The organism is Rhodoferax sp. GW821-FHT10B06, from assembly GCF_059415605.1.
The window spans coordinates 27,879-42,057 of the sequence record NZ_JBWKNO010000001.1 but is presented as its reverse complement, the minus strand read 5'-3'; the positions used below and the strand labels follow the sequence as shown (position 1 = coordinate 42,057).

General features: G+C 62.8%; 12 protein-coding genes. 4 read left to right on the top strand and 8 right to left on the bottom strand.

Annotation, left to right across the window (positions count from 1 at the left end):
• Positions 1–16: 16 nt before the first annotated feature.
• Positions 17–511, bottom strand: coding sequence for an Lrp/AsnC family transcriptional regulator (locus AC07O2_RS00195; RefSeq protein ID WP_495073725.1), 495 nt, complete (start codon positions 509–511; stop codon positions 17–19).
• 57 nt (positions 512–568) lie between these two features.
• The gene (locus AC07O2_RS00190; RefSeq protein WP_495073724.1) at positions 569–1,972 is read right to left on the bottom strand and encodes an aspartate aminotransferase family protein; all 1,404 of its coding nucleotides are present in this window, start codon (positions 1,970–1,972) and stop codon (positions 569–571) included.
• Between the two features lie 599 nt (positions 1,973–2,571).
• Here AC07O2_RS00190 and AC07O2_RS00185 point away from each other — a divergent pair.
• Together AC07O2_RS00185 and AC07O2_RS00180 are read left to right on the top strand one after the other, a co-directional pair.
• Positions 2,572–3,864: an NAD(P)/FAD-dependent oxidoreductase gene (locus tag AC07O2_RS00185; protein ID WP_495073723.1), complete on the top strand. Its 1,293-nt coding sequence runs from the start codon at positions 2,572–2,574 to the stop codon at positions 3,862–3,864.
• Positions 3,865–3,924: 60 nt separating this feature from the next.
• Complete coding sequence (locus tag AC07O2_RS00180) at positions 3,925–5,544, top strand: ABC transporter substrate-binding protein (RefSeq protein ID WP_495073722.1); 1,620 nt, start codon at positions 3,925–3,927, stop codon at positions 5,542–5,544.
• A 24-nt stretch (positions 5,545–5,568) separates the two neighbouring features.
• Here the strand turns inward: AC07O2_RS00180 and AC07O2_RS00175 are convergent, their stop codons facing one another.
• Positions 5,569–6,894: an NAD(P)/FAD-dependent oxidoreductase gene (locus AC07O2_RS00175; RefSeq protein ID WP_495073721.1), complete on the bottom strand. Its 1,326-nt coding sequence runs from the start codon at positions 6,892–6,894 to the stop codon at positions 5,569–5,571.
• A 50-nt stretch (positions 6,895–6,944) separates the two neighbouring features.
• Entirely contained in the window at positions 6,945–8,132 is a 1,188-nt protein-coding gene (locus tag AC07O2_RS00170) for a DSD1 family PLP-dependent enzyme (RefSeq protein ID WP_495073720.1), read from the bottom strand.
• A 95-nt stretch (positions 8,133–8,227) separates the two neighbouring features.
• Between AC07O2_RS00170 and AC07O2_RS00165 the strand changes: the two genes are divergently transcribed.
• Entirely contained in the window at positions 8,228–9,139 is a 912-nt protein-coding gene (locus AC07O2_RS00165; RefSeq protein WP_495073719.1) for a LysR family transcriptional regulator, read from the top strand.
• Here the strand turns inward: AC07O2_RS00165 and AC07O2_RS00160 are convergent.
• The 4 genes from AC07O2_RS00160 to AC07O2_RS00145 form a co-directional block, all read right to left on the bottom strand.
• Complete coding sequence (locus AC07O2_RS00160) at positions 9,133–10,572, bottom strand: aldehyde dehydrogenase family protein (RefSeq protein WP_495073718.1); 1,440 nt, start codon at positions 10,570–10,572, stop codon at positions 9,133–9,135. The two genes, AC07O2_RS00165 and AC07O2_RS00160, sit on opposite strands and share 7 nt — an antisense overlap.
• A 53-nt stretch (positions 10,573–10,625) precedes the next feature.
• Positions 10,626–10,979 (bottom strand): cupin domain-containing protein, encoded by a 354-nt coding sequence (locus AC07O2_RS00155; protein WP_495073717.1) that lies wholly within the window; start codon positions 10,977–10,979, stop codon positions 10,626–10,628.
• Between the two features lie 163 nt (positions 10,980–11,142).
• Positions 11,143–12,078: a 2-hydroxyacid dehydrogenase gene (locus tag AC07O2_RS00150; RefSeq protein ID WP_495073716.1), complete on the bottom strand. Its 936-nt coding sequence runs from the start codon at positions 12,076–12,078 to the stop codon at positions 11,143–11,145.
• Between the two features lie 8 nt (positions 12,079–12,086).
• The gene (locus tag AC07O2_RS00145; protein WP_495073715.1) at positions 12,087–12,965 is read right to left on the bottom strand and encodes a GNAT family N-acetyltransferase; all 879 of its coding nucleotides are present in this window, start codon (positions 12,963–12,965) and stop codon (positions 12,087–12,089) included.
• Positions 12,966–13,484: 519 nt separating this feature from the next.
• On the opposite strand from AC07O2_RS00145, the gene AC07O2_RS00140 reads away from it, so the two are divergent.
• Positions 13,485–14,150: a haloacid dehalogenase type II gene (locus AC07O2_RS00140; RefSeq protein WP_495073714.1), complete on the top strand. Its 666-nt coding sequence runs from the start codon at positions 13,485–13,487 to the stop codon at positions 14,148–14,150.
• Positions 14,151–14,179: the final 29 nt, after the last annotated feature.

Sequence of the window (14,179 nt, the reverse complement as noted above, 5' to 3'; positions counted from 1 at the left end):
CGGTCAGGCGCGGAGTTCAGCGCTGGTGGGGAAACAGTTTCTCGACGGGGCAGTGCGCCTTGATGAACGGCGACTTGATGACGATGTAGCTGAAGTACTTGACGATGCCGATGTTGCGTTCAAGCAGTTCCTCGACCACTTCCTGGTAGTGGTTCACGCCCCGCGTCAGGAAGCGCAGCAGGTAGTCGTAGCCGCCGCTCACCAGGTGGCATTCGAGCACTTCGTCCACTTCGCGGATGGCCGCTTCGAAGCGCGCGAAATCTTCGCGGCGGTGGTCCGACAGAGTGACCTCGGTGAACACGGTCAGCGTGTCGCCGAGCTTTTCCAGGCGCAGATGCGCGCCATAGCCCGCGATGTAGCCAGACTGCTCCAACCGCTTCACACGAATCAGGCACGGGCTTGGTGACAAGCCCACCGCGTCTGCCAAGTCAACGTTGGTCATCCGCCCATTTTTTTGTAGTTGCGCCAGGATACGCAGGTCCAGGCGGTCAATCTTTAAGGCTTCGTTCATGGCGAGGTCTATAGCGTGGAAAACACAGATTCTGCTACGTGAAAGGGCTGTTGGGCCCTAGCCGGCCAGTGCGGCACGTACATCGGGCATTGCCAGAACATCGTCAAGCGTTGTCTTCAGTCGGTCGAACATTTGAGCGAACTCGTCTTCGGTGAAGGTGAGAGCCGGTGCGAAGCCGAGGATGTTGTCTCCAAACGCGCGGAACACCAGGCCGTGGCGGTAAGCAGTCTGGGTGATACGCTCAGGTAAACCCAGTGCTGTATCGAAGCCGCGCTTGGTGTTTTTGTCGCTGACAAGCTCCAAAGCACCAAGCAGGCCACGGTGGCGGGATTCGCCAACCAAGGGATGTGCAGTCAGGGCGTCCAGGCCGGCCGCAAAATGCACGCCGCCGCGCTGCCCATTGGCCAGCACACCGCCTTCTTCGTAAAGGCGCAGAACCTCCAGTGCGACTGCGGCGCTAACGGGGTGTGCAGAATAGGTAGCGCCGTGGCCTATGACGGCGCCAGCGGGCGCACCGTCAGCGATGCCTGCGTAGACCTTTTCGCTCATCATCGTCGCCCCCATGGGCGCATAGCCTGCAGTCAGCCCCTTGGCCATGGTCATCAGGTCGGGCTCCACACCTTCGGCATCGCAGGCGAACATCGGGCCCGTGCGGCCAAAGCCGGTAATGACTTCGTCCACGACGAACAGGATGTCGAGCTCGCGCGTGGCATCGCGCATGGCCTTGAGCCAGCCCTTGGGCGGCACGATGACGCCGCCGGAGCCCTGGATGGGCTCGCAGAAGAATGCTGCCACGTTGTCGGCGCCCAGCTCTGCTACTTTGGCTCGTAAAGAGGCGACCGACGCGTCGATAACCGCCTGCGGGCTGGCGGCACCTTCATGGCGGTAGGGGTTGGGCGAAGGAATGTAGTGCTGCGTGGGAAGTGGTAAGTCGAAGCCCCGGTGGAACGCTGGCAAGGCTGTCAGACCTGCGCCGGTGGAGGACGATCCGTGGTAGCCCCGCTCCAGCGCGATGAACTGTTTTTTGGAGGGCTTGCCGATGGCGTTGTAGTACTGCACGATGAACCGCACAGCTGCATCCACCGACTCAGATCCACCCAGTGTCAGGTACACCCGGGTCAGCGATGCAGGCGTGATCTCCACCAGCTTGGCGGCCAGACGTATGGCCGGCTCGCTGCTGAAGTGGAAATAACCGGTGGCATACGGCAGGCGGCGCATTTGTTCGGCGGCGGCCTGGACTACGCTCTCCTGCCCGTAACCTACGTTGACGCACCACAGACCGGCAAACGCGTCGAGCAGTTCGTGGCCATTTGCATCTGTCAGCCAGGCGCCGCGGCCAGAGCTCAACACAGTGGGGCCGCGTTGTTCATGCATGCGCCAGGGCGAGACGGGATGAATCAGGTGGGCACGGTCAATGGCGCTGAGAGAAGCAAGTTGAGGCAGATCTGAGAGTTGGTTCATGGCGGGTCCGTGGATGCAAAAACATGCGAAACGATGAGACGTTCTGATGCCTGTCAGCATAGGTCTTGTGCCTTGTCGCGTGGTGCTGCAATGGGGCTGGCGATTGGTGAAGCCTGCGGTTATGCGAGTTTTGACAGCAGATCATGCGGCGCTGCTGGAAGGCACTTTTGTCATGTCGGCATGTATGGCGCAATACAGGTCTGCGCTGGCCTGGTGATGGAGCGAGGGCTGCTTCAAAACCGTGCTTTTCGGGCTTCGGTACGCTGCAGGGAAGTGCATCGCCGCACGCATGCGGTGCAGACCGCATGGCGTGCTGCAGCTGCCACGTCAAACCGCAGCTTTAGCGTGGCAAGGCATGCATTTCCCTACAAGCCTCGTACTACTGCATGTTTCAATCAGTTCGAAATTCAGTGGGTGCACAGGCCTGTCAGGCCGTGACCCGCGCCGGTCTGAGACCGGTTTGACAAAGGAACCGAGACCATGATCTTTCGTCCCAGGCACACCGTCTACGGTGGCCGCAGCACATTACCCTGCAGCCACGGATCACGCCAGCTGGCGCGCTGTGGCACCCGGCAGCGGAATCTTGGCGGTGCTGCAGCATGAAGCTTGATTCCTACTGGACGGATTCATCGTCTGCCTTTGTTGCCCCGGTGCGGGAGCTACCCGCGCAGGTCGATGTGGCCATCGTTGGCGCGGGGTTTACTGGACTGTCGGCCGCACGGACCCTGGCCCGGCGGGGGGCGAACGTCGTCGTGCTGGAGGCTGGCAGCCGTGTTGCTGCCGAGGCTTCAGGGCGCAACGGAGGACATGTCAACAATGGGCTGGCCGTGGACTATGCCGATGTGGCGGCCAAGGTGGGCATCGACAAGGCGCGTGTCTGGTACCAGGCCTACGATGCAGCCGTAGACACGGTGGCCCGCGTGGTGCGCGACGAGGCCATTGATTGCGACTTTTTACGCCACGGCAAGCTCAAACTGGCTACGCGACCCAACCAGATGGCTGCGCTACAACGCAGCGCGCAGCGGCTGATAGACGATGGCGTGGACAACGACGTCGAGATACTTGATGCCGCACGGGTCCAGGCCGAGGTGCAAAGCGAACGCTTCCATGGCGGCCTGCTCTATAAACGCAGCGGCCAGATGCATATGGGCCGCTTTGCCGCGGGCCTGGCTGCTGCTGCTGAGCGCAGCGGCGCGCAGATACATACCGGTACCAGTGTTGAGCGCATTACGCGGACAGGCCCGGGCCGCGCCCGGCAGCTGCACACGGCGCGTGGCTCGGTGACAGCGCAGCAGGTGCTGCTGGCTACTGGTGCAACGCGTCACGGTGCTTATGGCAGCTTTGGCTGGCTGCGCCGTCGCATCGTGCCGATCGGCAGCTTCATTGTTGTCACCGAACCGCTCGGCGCCGAACGTGCACAGGCTCTGCTGGCCCAGCGCCGCACCTACACCACGGTAGCCAACATCCACCATTACTTTCGGCTCACGGCCGACCATCGGCTGGTGTTCGGCGGGCGGGCAAGGTTTGCGATCTCCAGTCCGCAATCGGATGCAGCGAGTGGGGAGATCCTGCGTGCAGGACTAACCGAGACTTTTCCGCAGCTGGGTGCCGTGCGCATCGACTATTGCTGGGGGGGGCTGGTCGATATGACGCAGGACCGGCTGCCCCATGCGGGTGAGCGCGACGGGTTGTATTACGCCATGGGCTATAGCGGCCATGGCACGCAGATGTCGGTGCATATGGGCGAAGTCATGGCCGATGTCATGGCTGGCCAGGTGCATGCCAACCCCTGGCAAGGCCGCGACTGGCCCGCTATTCCAGGCCACTTTGGACCGCCGTGGTTTCTGCCGGCGGTGGGTATGTACTACCGACTCAAGGACCGACTGGCCTGAGCGGTTACTGGTCAACCGCGCATCCTCCCCGTTTTCTTTCAACCCCAGGAGCTCACCACCATGAACTACAGAAAAAACAAGCTAGACCAACTTGTCAGTCCCGGCGAAAGCCTGCGGGTGATGGAATCGATACGACGCGGTGCCACGCGGCGCGACATTCTTACCATGTTGATGGCTGGTGGTATGCAGGCCACACTAGCTACCGGCCTGGCCAGTGTGGCGATGACGGCGCATGCCGAAACTCCGCGCCGCGGTGGGCGCATTCGCGTAGCCGGTGCCACGGCCGCCGCGAGCGATACGCTGGACCCTGCAAAGCAGTCGAACCAGACCGACTACTCGCGCGGCACCATGCTCTACAACGGTTTGACCGTGCTGGACGGCAGCCTTACGCCACAGCCTGCTTTGGCCGAATCGTTCACCACCAAGGATGCCAAGACCTGGGTCTTCACGTTGCGCAAAGGTGTGGTGTTCCATGACGGCAAAGCGCTGTCGCCAGCCGACGTGGTGTATTCGGTGATGCGCCACAAGGACCCGGCCACCGCGTCGAAAGCCAAGGTGCTGGCAGACCAGATAGAAAGCGTGAAGGCCACCGGCCCGAACGAGGTCACGATGGTGCTCTCCGCGCCAAACGCCGATCTGCCCGTCATCGTCGGCACCTTCCACTTCCATATCGTCAAGGACGGCACCACCGACTTCAACGCCGGCATCGGTACCGGCCCCTACAAGCTCAAGGAATTCAAGCCCGGTGTGCGTTCGCTGGTGGTGCGCAATGAGGCTTATTGGAAACCTGGCAAGCCCTACCTTGATGAGATTGAGTTCGTCGGTATTGGCGATGAAAGCGCACGCGTCAACGCACTGCTGTCGGGTGGTATGGACTTGGTGGCTTCGGTCAACCCGCGTTCGGTGGCGCGCGTCAAGGGCACGCCGGGCTACGCTATCTTCACCACCCAGTCGGGTCAGTATTCGGACCTGATCATGCGCAAGGACCAAGGCCCGGGCATGAACCTCGACTTCGCCATGGCGATGAAGTACATGTTCGACCGCGAGCAGATGAAGAAGACCATCGCGCTCGACTATGCCGTGATCGCGAACGACCAGCCGATAGACCCGACCAACCGTTTCTACTTCGAGGGCCTGCCGCAGCGCAAGATGGACCTGGACAAGGCCAAGTTCCACCTGCAGAAGTCGGGTGTGACCGGCAAGGTGCCGGTAGTGGCTTCGCCAGCGGCCATGTATTCGGTGGAGATTGCGCTTCTGCTGCAGCAGGCCGGACAGGGCATCGGCCTGGACCTGGACGTGAAGCGCATGCCGGCCGATGGCTACTGGTCCAACCACTGGCTAAACAGTCCGGTGGGCTTCGGCAATGTGAACCCGCGCCCGAGTGCCGATACGCTGTTGACCCAGTTCTTCCAGTCGGACGCGGCCTGGAACGAGTCGCGCTGGAAGAGCCCGAAATTCGACCAACTGCTGCTGGCATCGCGTGCTGAAACCGATCTGGCCAAGCGCAAGCAGATGTACGCCGATATGCAGACCATGATCCACCTGGAGGCAGGTATCGGCATCCCCTTGTTCCTGGCCAGCATCGACGGCCACAGCAGCAAGCTCAAGGGCCTGGCACCGATTCCGCTGGGTGGCCTGATGGGTTACTCCTTTGCAGAAAACGTCTGGCTCGACGCCTGACACGGAACGCCTTGATCGGCACATTTAGAACTCCGCAACTTTGCCCCAGGCCGAAGACTTGAAACGGTCAGGGTGGTAGGGCCGGGCATCTACAAGAGGTGTCGCACCGCTGACGATGTCGGCTATCAGATGACCAGCACCGGGACCAATGCCGAAGCCGTGTCCGCTGAAGCCGGCCGCCAGCACCAGGCCGGGTACGCTGGCTGTCTCACCTATGCCTGGCACCCCGTCCGGCGTGCTGTCTACATAACCGGCCCATGCCGCCGTGACGGTGCGGTCCTTCAGCGCCGGGACCAGGTCCAACGCGCGTTGGTAGGTCAAGCGCACGACCGCCTTGTCCACCGCTGGATCGAGGGTGCGCATGAGCTCCATCGGTGTCGGCTGGTCCAGCCGCCAGCGGGACATTCCTTCATGGCCCGACCGCATGCCTTCCAGTCCGCCCGGTGCCAGGTTGCGCCAGCGGCGCTGGAACATGGGCAGAAACTGGGCGGAGAAGCGCAGCAATTGCGGTGTGGGATCCACCCGCCCGCGGCCGCTGATGGCCACGGTGTAGCCGCCATTGCTGCGCCGGGTCATGGACACGGCGGTGGTGTGGAGTGCCGGCGGCAGTTCGCTGGCCCCCGGCGAGACCGCCAACACCGTCTGCCGGATGGCTGCTTGCGGGAACCGGATGCCGTACTGGCGGCAGAAAGAGGACGCCCAGGCGCCGCCTGCCAGCACGGCGATCTTGGTGCGTACCGTGCCCTTCTCCGTGACAACGCCAGACAACCGGCCACCTTCCATCTCGATACCGCGCGCCGCGCAGTCCTGGTGCACGCTGCCGCCGAGCTGCATGATGGCCCGGGCCACCGCCGGGGCTGCCCGCGATGGGTCTGCGGTGCCGTCGGTGGGCGAGAAGACGCCGCCTTTCCAAGGCTTGCCGGTTACGCGTCCGCGTTGGGCTGCCTCTTCGGCCGTCAGCATGTGTGTTTTTACGCCGACGGTGCGGGCGAACTCGCCCCAGCGCGCCCAGCCGGCCAGCTCCGCCTCGCTGTTGCTGAGGTAGAGCAGGCCACAACGCTTGAAGCCCGTGTCTTCGCCGGATTCGGCGCTGAACTGTTCCCACAAGTCCAGGCTTTTGGTGGCCATAGGTAGCTCGCGGGCATCGCGGTTCTGCTGGCGGCACCAGCCCCAGTTGCGGCTCGACTGTTCCGCACCGATGCGCCCCTTTTCGACCAGCGCGACCTTCAGTCCGCGTTGGCTCAGGTAATAGGCGGTAAAGCACCCGATGATGCCGCCACCGATGACGACCACATCGGCGTGGGTGGGCAGGTCTGGCGTGGTTTCTACAGCGGTGAGAGGTGCTGGCATGGTGAGGACGTTGGGTCAGAGTGGATGAACATCAAAAAAGGAATTCGCGATCACCAGCCGCCGAACCTTGGCCATTCGGCTTCGAGCGAGCTGCTGTCACCGCGCACGACGTGGTAGCGGCCGTGCTGGGCACCGGTGGCACAGGCATGGTTGGGCAGAATTCGCACGCGGTCGCCGATGGCCAGATCGGGCAGCGTGCCGCTGGAGCCAGGTCGGACCGTGATGATGCCGTGCTCCTGGTTGGCATCGGAGACGATCAGGTCGGGGTAAGGCTTGCCGGCGATGTCGCAGACCACGCCATAGCCCTGGTTCACCGCCTGTTTGGAGGTACCGCGGTCCTGCGACAGCGCCATCCAGCCGGCATCGACCAGTATCCAGCCCTTGTCGCGCTGGTGGCCGATTACTGTCGCCATGACAGACAGCGCGATGTCGTCGATGCGGCAGATGCCGATGCCCGCCATCACGAGGTCGAAGAACACGAATACGCCTGCCCGCACCTCGGTGATGCCGGTCAGGTCCGTAGCGCTGTGCGCGGTCGGGGTGGAACCCATGCTCACGACTGGGCAGGGCCATCCCGCATTGCGCAAGATGGTGGCAGCCACAACGACACTGCGCCGTTCGTCCTCCGCGCATTGCTGCAAAGCCTCAGCGCCGCGTGCGGCATAACTACCGCCCGCATGGGTCAATACGCCACGCAGCGATGCGCCCTGTTCCAGCGCCTTGCCGATGGCTAGCAAAGCGGTTGCATCGGTCGGCAGCACGCCGGAGCGGTGGCCGTCGCAATCGATCTCGATCAGCGCGGGAATGGGGGCGCCGGCCTCGCGGGAGGCGGCTGCAACCGCTTCGGCCTGCGCCACCGTGTCGAGTACCACGGCGAGGTCGATTCCCTGGGCACGCAGCGCCTGCACCTGGGCCAGCTTGGCCGGCGCAATGCCGACCGCATAGACGATGTCGCGAACACCGGCGGCTGCGAACAGTGTTGCCTCCTTGAGTGTCGAGACGGTGGCCGGGCCGTGCGGCGAGTCCATGACCCGGCGCGCCACTTCGACCGACTTGGCGGTCTTGAGGTGCGGGCGTAGCTGCACGCCAAGATCCGCCATACGCCTGCGCAAACGTGCCACGTTGCGCTCCATGCGTGCGGCGTCGAGCACCAGGCAAGGGGTTTCCAGTGTGTGCAAGCTGCTGATTTCGGTGGTCGCTTGCGGCGTCAGGTCTACGGTAGTCATTGCCTCGTTCATACGGGTTCTCCAGGTCGGTTGATGGAGGAATTTTCCGTGTCGACCTATAAGTTTGCAATTTACGTTTTCTGCATTAAACATTAAGCTATGCCTTAATGATTACCTCTGAAGATCTCGCCTTTTTTGCCGTGCTGGCAGATTCCCGTTCGCTGGCCGAAGCCGCGCGCAAGCTCAACGTCACGCCGCCCGCGGTGTCGCAGCGCTTGCAAGCTTTGGAGGCACGCGCCGGGGTGCAGCTGCTGGACCGCACAGGCCGGCGTTCTAGCCTGACCGACGAAGGCGCGCTGGTTGCTGCACACGGCCGCATGGTCGCCGACACCATCGACGCGCTCGCTGAAGCACTTGGCGACCGCACGAGCAAGGTGAGCGGGCACCTGCGTGTCGCCGCACCGCATGGCTTTGGCAGGCTGCACGTGGCGCCGGTCGCTGAGGCCTTCGCACGTACGCATGCGGGCGTGAGCATTTCGCTGGAGCTTTCTGACCACCCCGGCGCGCAGCTTATTGAAAGCTGCGATGTGGTGATCCACATCGGGCCGGCGGGCCCGCCGAACCAGATCATGACTACGCTGGCGCCGAACCGGCGCATCTTGTGCGCCAGCCCTGCCTATTTGGAGCACGCCGAGCCGATTGCCGAGCCTGGCGACCTGGCCAGACACCGCTGCCTGGTGGTGCGGGAGAACAATGAGGATGTCACGCTCTGGCGCTTCAGTGCCGCCAGGCGCGACCCCGTGACGATTCGCATCAACCCTGTGATGTCCAGCAACGATGGCGCCGTGGTGCGGGACTGGGCCTTGGCCGGCATGGGTATTGCCATCCGCTCGGAATGGAATGTCGCAGACGACATCGTGCAAGGCCGCTTGCGCGAGGTCTTGCCGGGATGGGAAGTACCGGGCGCCGACGTTGTGGCCATGTTGGGCTCGCGGCGCGGCCGCAGTGCGCGGACGACCGCCTTCCTCGCGATGCTGCGTCAAGCGCTCAACCCGGTTCCTTGGCGGCACCATCAGTAGCCAATGATGGCTTTGGTCTCTAGGTATTCCTCCAGGCCGTGGACGCCATATTCGCGTCCATTGCCAGAGCGCTTGTAGCCGCCAAACGGTGCGTGTCCGTTCCAGGTGGGGTAGTTGATATGCACCTGTCCGGCGCGGATGCGGCCCGCCACGTGGCGGGCGCGATCCAAGTCGCTCGACTGTAGGTGAGCACCCAGGCCGTAAACCGTGTCGTTGGCTATGGCGATAGCTTCTGCCTCATCCTTGTACGGCATGATCACCAGCACCGGGCCGAAAATTTCCTCCTGTGCTACCCGCATTCCGGGTGTCACATTGGAGAACACGGTTGGCTGTACGAAGAAGCCGTGCGCCAGTCCGGCCGGTCGGCCCTGCCCACCGCAGACTAGCTTGGCGCCTTCGTCCATGCCGGCTGCAATCATGTCCTGCACCCGGGCAAACTGCGCGGCATTGGCGATCGGGCCCATGGCCGTCTTTTCATCGCGCGGATCGCCTACCGCGATGCTGGCCGCGGCCGCTTGCGCCAAGGCTTCTACTTCGGCCAGGCGTGACGCCGGCACCAGCATCCGTGTCGGTGCGCTGCACGACTGGCCTACGTTGCGCATGCCTGCGAGCACGCCCTTGGCAACGCCGCTCTCAAAGTCGGCATCGTCAAGAAACACATTGGGCGACTTGCCGCCCAGTTCCTGCACTACGCGTTTGACCGTCACGGCGGCCGCCTGTGCCACCAGCACACCCGCGCGCGTCGATCCGGTGATGGAAATCATATCGACGTCCGGGTGTGACGCCAGCGCCGCACCGACGACTTCGCCGGTGCCTCCCACCAGGTTGAACACACCGGCCGGTACGCCGGCGTCGTGCACCACCTGCGCGAAGAGTTGTGCGCTGTAAGGCGAGAGCTCGCTGGGTTTGAGTACCACGGTACAGCTGGCTGCGATGGCGGGCGCCACCTTGGCGGTGATCTGGTACAGCGGCCAGTTCCAGGGCGTGATGAGTGCGCAGACGCCGATCGGCTCTTTGGCCAAGGCGGTGCCGCCCTCGTTGGTGAGAAAGGCGTAGCGCTGCAACACCTCCATTTGCACGCGCACATGGGCGATGGCATAGGGCACATGGGATGCCCGGGCGAAGCTGATCGCAGCGCCCATCTCGGTCACGATGGCCTGTGCGAACAGTTCCGCGCGTTCTTCCAGCAGCGCCAGGATGCGGCCTAGCAGGGCCAGTCGCTCCTCTACCGTGCTGCGCGAAAAAGTCTCGAATGCGCGCCGGGCTGCAGCCACGGCCATATCGACATCGGCGCACGAGCCGGCGGCGACATGTCCCACCACCTGCTCTGTGAATGGGTTGACGACGGCGATCTGCGCAGCGCTGGATCGGTCGAGCCATTGGCCGTCGATATAGAGCCGCGCATCGTTGAGGGTGAGGTTGGGGGCTGCCATGGTCTGGTTTTCTGTGCTTATGGGGTGGTCCGTTCTGTCCAGGGGCCGTTGCTTCAGGCCATGACCCATACCTTGCGCACGGTTTCAATCGTGCGCCAGGTGCCGATGTAGCCGGGCTTCATGATGAAGCAGTCGCCAGCCTTGTAGGTCACCGGTGCTTGCCCGGCCTCGGTGATTTCCACCACACCAGAAAGGATCAGGCAGAACTCCCAGGTTTCGCCCTTGATGGAGTGGTTGACGCCGACCGTCGACTCGAACACGCCGGCACGTACCTTGCCATCCTTGGCGCTATCAACATCCCAGTTGCGGCAGACGATGTCGCCCTCAATAACGCGGTCCGCTGGCGGCCGGTATTCGCGTGGTTCGCCGAGCTGGTCGAGGTTGAAGGAGACGAGAAGTTTTGACATGGAAGAGGCCTTATCCAAAGTTGCTTGCTTGATGCCTCTATGCTAGGGCGCACGTTGCAATATGGGTGCCGAAGCGGGTGCCGCCAACAGTGGGAAATTGCCGATTCGCGGCCCCTCGCAGCGCAATCTGCCGGTAGGGGTTGTCGGTAGATTGCGTACGCTTTCAGTAGCCTCGCTGGCGGTCCACCAACCCCAACATGGGCTCGCCGGATTCGAAGCGGCGCAGATTGTCCAGCACCACGCGCGCAGCACTGAGAGGGTGCGTCATGCTCGCGATGTGCGGGGTCAGCGCGATGCGTGCATGCGACCAAAATGGATGCGACGCGGGCAGAGGTTCAGGCTCTGTTACGTCGAGTATGGCCTCACCGATGTGCCCTGTTTCCAGGGCTGCCAGTAGATCGGCATCAACCATTTGCGGCCCGCGTCCGACATGTACCAGGCCTGCGCCTTTGGGGAGTTGGGCGAAGAGCTTGGCATTGAGAAATCCGCGCGTCGCGTCGGTCAGAGGCAGCAGGCAGACGAGTATGTCGGTGCGTGCCAAAAAGCCAGCCAGGCCTTCGCTGCCCGCGTGGCATTGCACGCCGTCGATATGGTGTTGCGAACGGCTCCAGCCCGCACAATCGAAACCTAGTGCCTTTAGCTGCGCGAGCACTGCCTGCCCGAGCGACCCGAGGCCGAGCACGCCAACGCGCCGGTCGGCGGCTGGCCGGACCTGCAGTGGCCGCCAATCGGCCTGCTGCTGCTGGCGACGGTACTTGGGCATGTCCCGGTGCAGGTCCAGCACGGCATGGGTCACATACTCCACCATGCCACCGACGATGCCTGGTTCCACCATGCGTACCACCGGCAGGTCGGCCGGCAGCGCATGCAAGTCGAATTGGTCCACGCCTGCACCGGAGGAGAACAGCACTTTAAGCTTGGGAAATTGGTGAGTGATGTGATCGGGGGGCACCCAGGCCGCCAGGAATCGCACTTGCTCGGGATCGCCGACATCGGGCCAGATCCGAAAGTCGATATGTGGTGCCTGCGTACGAAACACTTCGGCCCATACGCGGCCGCGTACCGGATCGGACTTGTAGACAAAGCTGAATGCGTGCATTCCGGTCCTTAGCCGATGGCCTGGGTTGTGATGGCAAAGAGTACCGGCCCACCTTTGGTGGTCGGCAAAGGTGTGCCGCGCACCATGGTTGTCGGTGCATCGACCTCCGCCAGGCCGATGGCGGTCAGCCAGTCGCCCAGGTCCGCGTTGGCATCCACGTCGATGCGGGTGAAATGGCCGGCGTTTTGTCCGGCCAGGTGGGCGATCAACGCCTTGGCACCTTCCACGTCAGGGGCGACCACCGGCCCGATGACGTGGCCACGACCAAAGCGGCGCAGCATGGCGAAGCCTCGCGGTGTTTGTTCGCAGTCCAGCACCACGCAGACTTCGGCCCGGTCCAACAGGTCTTCTATCAGTGCGGGGCGGGGCATGCCACGCGCAGCTGCATCTAGCGATTGCAGCGCGGCCAGCTCGTTCTGGCCCGCAGGCCTCAAGCGGCAACCGGGAGGTAGTTCGATCAGCGGTGTCGGCTTAGCCAGGCCCTGGTGCTGGCGTATTCCGCCAGTGACCTTGAAGCCCAGCTTTTCATACAGTGGGCGACCGGCTTCTGTCGCCTGCAGCAATACGCTGTGTGAGTCCAGTCCGTCGAGCAGAACCTCCATGAGTTGGCGGCCGATGCCGCGGCCCTGGCACGCCGGACTCACGATGATCAGGCCCAGGGATGCATGCTGCGCACCCCAGCGCCAGCGCAGTGCGGTGCCCACGATCTTGCCGCCTTGTTCAGCCACCGTGCCTTCAGCATGTTCAAAGACTTGTGCCCAGTCGGTCGGGCGGTGCGGCCAGCGAAGTTCGGCGGACAGCGCGTGGGCCTGCTCGATGTCATCGGAAGTCATCGCCCTGAAGACCACGCGGTCTTCGGCGATGTCGGAAGGGGAAGATAAGGGCATACGGGAAATCTCTCTTGCAAACATGGGAGTGCACCGATCTTGACCGACATCGATGCACTACGCCAGAGTCAAGATGCATGTTGCTGCAACTCGCAAGCATCTTCTGTGGCGGCCCGGCGCTTTGCAATTCGCTGCCGCTGCAGCCCGGCTTACGCATACATATGCTGCGGCTGTTTGTTTGGTGCCGGGTACGGTGGCGGTGCGATGCAACAGGCGTACCGCAGCCGGGTATTTAGCAAGTCTGGGTGGCAGGACTAACCTGCTCTAGCCTTGCTTCAAAAGCGTGCCGGGTGGATGCGCCGCAGCACACCAAGGTGCATACCGCACGCATGCGGTGCGAACCGCACGCCATGCCGCGCTCCCTACTTCAAACAGCAGCTTGGGATCAAAACGCCAGCCATTTCCATACAACCCTTGTGAGCTTGCGTGATTCAATTACTTCACATCAAGACGTCGCGGAAATCAGTTATGCCGCAACCCGTTTCCGGTCGGACACCGGCACATCAAGGATCAGCAACCATGGCTTTTCGTCCCAAGTACATCACCTTCGACTGCTACGGCACGCTCACGCGCTTCCGTATGACCGAGATGACCCGGGTCATTTTTGCGGACCGTATTCCGGCCGATCGTATGGAGCAGTTCATCGCAGACTTCACCAGCTATCGATTCGACGAAGTGCTGGGTGACTGGAAGCCTTATGAGACCGTGTTGAAGAATGCCGTGCGCCGCCTGTGCAAGGCCTGGAAGATCCAGTACCTGGATAGCGATGCGCAGCAATACTACGACGCCGTTCCGACCTGGGGACCGCATGAAGACGTGCCGGCGGGCCTGTCCAAGGTTGCGCACGAGATCCCGTTGGTGATTCTCTCCAATGCCGATGACTCTCAAATCCAGAAAAACGTCGCCATGCTGGGTGCGCCTTTCTACCGTGTCTACACCGCCCAGCAGGCCCAAGCCTATAAGCCACGGCTGCGCGCTTTTGAGTTCATGTTCGACTCGCTGGGCTGCAACCCGGAGGATGTGCTGCACGTTTCGTCCAGCCTGCGCTACGACTTGATGTCGGCCGCAGACATCGGCATCGTCAACAAGGTGTTCGTCAATCGTGGCCATGGCCCAGGCAATCCGGCTTATGGCTACACCGAGATCCAGGACATCGGCGGCCTGGCTGGCGTCGTCGGTCTTTGAGTCATTTACTCCCCCATTCACCGTTCTAC

Excerpts from the sequence above, each read along its gene's own strand:
- AC07O2_RS00140 (WP_495073714.1), top strand. The coding sequence starts at position 13,485 with ATGGCTTTTCGTCCCAAGTACATCACCTTCGACTGCTACGGCACGCTC.
- AC07O2_RS00150 (WP_495073716.1), bottom strand. The coding sequence starts at position 12,078 with ATGCACGCATTCAGCTTTGTCTACAAGTCCGATCCGGTACGCGGCCGC.
- AC07O2_RS00195 (WP_495073725.1), bottom strand. The coding sequence starts at position 511 with ATGAACGAAGCCTTAAAGATTGACCGCCTGGACCTGCGTATCCTGGCG.
- AC07O2_RS00190 (WP_495073724.1), bottom strand. The coding sequence starts at position 1,972 with ATGAACCAACTCTCAGATCTGCCTCAACTTGCTTCTCTCAGCGCCATT.
- AC07O2_RS00145 (WP_495073715.1), bottom strand. The coding sequence starts at position 12,965 with ATGCCCTTATCTTCCCCTTCCGACATCGCCGAAGACCGCGTGGTCTTC.
- AC07O2_RS00155 (WP_495073717.1), bottom strand. The coding sequence starts at position 10,979 with ATGTCAAAACTTCTCGTCTCCTTCAACCTCGACCAGCTCGGCGAACCA.
- AC07O2_RS00185 (WP_495073723.1), top strand. The coding sequence starts at position 2,572 with ATGAAGCTTGATTCCTACTGGACGGATTCATCGTCTGCCTTTGTTGCC.
- AC07O2_RS00160 (WP_495073718.1), bottom strand. The coding sequence starts at position 10,572 with ATGGCAGCCCCCAACCTCACCCTCAACGATGCGCGGCTCTATATCGAC.
- AC07O2_RS00165 (WP_495073719.1), top strand. The coding sequence starts at position 8,228 with ATGATTACCTCTGAAGATCTCGCCTTTTTTGCCGTGCTGGCAGATTCC.
- AC07O2_RS00180 (WP_495073722.1), top strand. The coding sequence starts at position 3,925 with ATGAACTACAGAAAAAACAAGCTAGACCAACTTGTCAGTCCCGGCGAA.
- AC07O2_RS00170 (WP_495073720.1), bottom strand. The coding sequence starts at position 8,132 with ATGAACGAGGCAATGACTACCGTAGACCTGACGCCGCAAGCGACCACC.
- AC07O2_RS00175 (WP_495073721.1), bottom strand. The coding sequence starts at position 6,894 with ATGCCAGCACCTCTCACCGCTGTAGAAACCACGCCAGACCTGCCCACC.